The 3,659-nt window shown below is 45.2% G+C and carries 4 protein-coding genes; 3 read left to right on the top strand and 1 reads right to left on the bottom strand.

Annotated elements, in window-relative coordinates:
• Positions 1-993 (bottom strand): IS4 family transposase (locus tag ACZMB2_RS13780; RefSeq protein ID WP_487597150.1); only part of this gene is annotated, 993 nt, incomplete at its 3' end.
• 136 nt (positions 994-1,129) lie between these two features.
• Between ACZMB2_RS13780 and tnpA the strand changes: the two genes are divergently transcribed.
• The 3 genes from tnpA (at position 1,130) to ACZMB2_RS13765 (ending at position 3,495) form a co-directional block, all read left to right on the top strand.
• On the top strand, positions 1,130-1,528 hold the full coding sequence (tnpA, locus tag ACZMB2_RS13775; RefSeq protein WP_005422927.1) for an IS66 family insertion sequence element accessory protein TnpA: 399 nt from the start codon (positions 1,130-1,132) through the stop codon (positions 1,526-1,528).
• 14 nt (positions 1,529-1,542) lie between these two features.
• Entirely contained in the window at positions 1,543-1,893 is a 351-nt protein-coding gene (tnpB, locus tag ACZMB2_RS13770) for an IS66 family insertion sequence element accessory protein TnpB (RefSeq protein WP_158526524.1), read from the top strand.
• A 66-nt stretch (positions 1,894-1,959) separates the two neighbouring features.
• A complete protein-coding gene (locus tag ACZMB2_RS13765; RefSeq protein ID WP_055267960.1) occupies positions 1,960-3,495 on the top strand; it encodes an IS66-like element ISRob1 family transposase in 1,536 nt (511 codons plus the stop codon).
• Positions 3,496-3,659 lie beyond the last annotated feature (164 nt).

Here is a 3,659-nt window from a genome sequence, read left to right as displayed (position 1 = left end):
ATGAAACCGTTCTATCTTCCATCTGTGTGCATAACACTGTACCAGCTTTTCTATTTCTTTTTCGCTCTTTACCGTTACCGTTGTCAGCAGAAACCATTCTGTCCCCTTTTTCCCGGATTCATGCACATAGATCGCTGTCAGCTCCAGCTTTTCCCGTAAATGCTTTTCCTTTCTCCTTTGAGGACGGTAGATTGTAACCTTTTTGCAATGGTAATCCATTTTTATATTTCTTGATGGGATATGCTCTTTGGGATTCCGGCTCATCCGGGCAACCATGCTTCCTGCCACTGGGGAACTACGTAATTCATGAAAGATCTTTTTCCCATCATCTACCATACGATTTTGTACGATCCGGATCAGAAAATTTGCTTTCAGATCCGCTGCTTCTGAGAAAAATTCATAGAAATCACCTTCCCGGTCACATACTGTTAATATTGGGATATCCGCTGGCATTCTCAGCAGTGTCTCACACATGCTGTCCAGCCATCGGAAATTTTCTTTTTCCTCTATTGGTCTGGAACGTTTTTGCTCTTTTGTCTGGGAATCGTCCTTCGGCTTTTCCCGTGTATTTGTCTCCTGGTAGATAATACCCAAAGGGATCCCCTGGTCTGTCACGGCGATGCAAGAATGGACCAGCATTCCCCTTTGCTCCGTACTGCAATCGTATCCCATTCCCTGGATCGCTTTCCGGTCTCCAAATCCAACAGCGGTAGTATCCTGAACAGCTAAAATCCACTCTGCATCTGCACATTTTATTTTTTCTACAGTTGCTCTGGATATGCTGTCAAGTAATTCATCTTTGGATATCTCGCTATTACTAAAGAAACGGTATGCCGCTTTGGCAGAACTTCTGGAGCCGGTAGCTGCCCAAGTAGATTTTCCGGGCGATGCTGCAAAAGCGTCTATGATCTTGAAGAAACGTGACTTCAAACGCTGGTCAGTAAAATTTATGTCCACAAACTCTTCTTGCCAGTTCTTGTATTCCGCCGTCATTTGGATCTCCCCTTTTTCTTTAGTAAGCGTCCAATAAGAGGGTGTATCGAAATTTCTGGCTGTTGCATGTAAACTATTGATTAGAGTTTTGGGAGTTGACTCTAAAAACTCTAAATCTAATCTAAGGAGCAGGCTTATGGATCTTTCTTCTTTGACTCCAGACAAACAGGTGAAACTTCAATACTGGCTGGATGTAATACGGCAATGCAGGGCCTCCGGACTGACAAATCAGATCTGGTGTGAACAACACGATATCTCTTTGAAAAGTTATTATTACTGGCTTTCCAAAATTCGAAAGCTTGCCCTGGAAGAACTGCCCCGCAAGAAAAACGGCATCCACATGTGTACAGACCAACAGTCAACTGCTTTAACGGAATCCCCGGCTGAGTTTGCGGAGCTTTCACTTCCGGACAGAAACATTTCCCGTTCCACTCCTGCAGCCATACTTCATATCGGATCCATAACAGTGGAACTTTATGAAGGCACATCTGCCCAGATGCTGGAAAACATTCTGAAAGCCGTGCAGTCATGTTAGGAGAGCTTTCCCATGTGGAGAAAATCTATATCCGATGCGGCTACACCGATATGAGGAAGCAGCTCAATGGCTTGCTGGATATCATCCAGTACAACTTCAAACTGGATCCTTACAGCAATTCCTTATTCCTGTTCTGTGGAAAGAGGGCTGACCGGATCAAAGCAGTCCATTACGAGGGAGACGGTTTCTGCCTTTTATACAAACGGTACGAAAACGGACGTCTCCAATGGCCGCGGACCGGCGAAGAAGCAAAACAGATTTCTGATCAGCAGCTGCGCTGGCTTCTGGAAGGTTTGAACCCGGAGCAGCCAAAGGCGGTTCAGAAATGGCTCCCGCATAAGTCTGAAAATACTGAAAATCCTTAGAAATGCTGGGAAATCTGACGATTCTATGGTATAATAATCCTATCGAAGCGAAAGGGTTTTCAGGTTATGTCAGCTACGGAACAGGAGTATAAAAATCATATCAAAGAACTGGAACAGCAGGTCCGGCTCCTGAAAGAGCAGGTTGATTTCCTGACCCGTAAACTTTATGGAACAAAATCCGAGAAGACATCTACTCTCGAAATCGAGGGGCAGATGTCTCTTTTTAATGAAATCGAAACCTGTGCGGATCCTGATGCACACGAACCGGAGCTTGTTGAGATAGAGAAGCACCTACGTAAAAGGAAGTACACCGGTCAGCGGGAAGAACTGGTAAAAAATCTCCCTCACAGCAAAGTACTCCATACCATAGATGAAAGGGAACAGATATGCGATAACTGCGGGAGTACGATGGTGAAAGTAGGGGAAGAATTCGTCCGCACGGAAGTACAGTTTATCCCTGCAAAACTCAAGGTGATTGACCATTACCGGGAAACGTATGAATGCAGGTCGTGCCGGAAAAACGGAACTCCTTATATGGAGAAGGCTCCGGTGCCATATCCTCCCGTCCTGCATTCTCTGGCATCTGCATCTACCATCACCTGGCTCATCCACCAGAAGTTTGAATTAAGCATCCCGCTGTACAGACAGGAAAAAGAATGGGAGGCTTTGGGATTACGTTTAAGCAGAGCGACTATGTCAAACTGGCTTCTGGTTGTCTATCGGGACTGGCTTGTACACATCGTCCACCGTCTGAAGCTGGAACTTCTGAAACAGAGATACCTTCATATCGATGAAACACATGTACAGGTGCTGAAAGAACCGGGACGGAAAAATACGTCCGATTCCTATATGTGGGTTTACTGCAGCATCAGAGATGCTGTAAATCCCATCCGCTACTTCGAGTACCAGCCGGGACGAAGCGGGAAATATCCGGAAGCGTTTCTGAGGGAATATGAAGGTTATATCCATACAGACGCTTACTCTGGATACAATGCAGTTTCAGGAGTAAAAAGATGTCTTTGCTATACGCATCTGCGCCGGGCTTTCGTGGATGCGCTCCCAAAAGACATCCATAATTCGGAAGCATCAAAACCTGCGGAAGCAATCCTCCGTCTGAATCAATTCTTTAACATAGAGTCAGAGTTGGAGGCGCTCCCTCCTGATCAGAAGAAAAAAGAACGTCTTATCCGCGAGAAACCGCTTCTCGAGGCTTTTTGGTCATGGGCAGAAAAAAGTGCCATCGGAGAGCTGCCGAAATCCAAACTTTCAAAAGCTTTTCATTACGCCTTAAATAACCGTGAAGGTTTTTGGAATTATCTGGAAGACGGGAATTGTTCCATCAGTAATTCGCTTGCGGAAAACTGTATCCGTCCATTTGTGATCGGCAGAAAGAACTGGCTGTTCTCCGGCAGTCCGAAAGGGGCGGAAGCCAGTGCAGGAATCTATACACTGGTAGAGACAGCGAAAGCGAATGGGCTTGCCCCGATGAAATATATAAAATATATCCTGTCCGACATGCCGGGGAGTGCTTTTCTTGAACATCCTGAATATCTGGATGATTATCTGCCTTGGAATCCTCTTGTAAAAGAATTCTGTCGATAACCGTTGACCTTTTAGTATAAAAGGCTGACGGTTATTTTTCTATACACTGTTTTATTTGACGCTTACATTGAAGCTAAGTGGCTGAAACAGCATAAGCCGAAAAATCCAAATTCCTTTACAGAACAGTTACAGCTAAGAACACAGACCAGGATGATGGCAGAGGA

Source organism: Hominiventricola sp., from assembly GCF_057604405.1.
The sequence above is the reverse complement of the archived record's forward strand: the minus strand, read 5'-3'. Positions and strand labels throughout refer to the sequence as shown.

Coding starts and splice junctions, on each gene's coding strand:
- tnpA (WP_005422927.1), top strand. CDS start 1,130: ATGGATCTTTCTTCTTTGACTCCAGACAAACAGGTGAAACTTCAATAC.
- ACZMB2_RS13765 (WP_055267960.1), top strand. CDS start 1,960: ATGTCAGCTACGGAACAGGAGTATAAAAATCATATCAAAGAACTGGAA.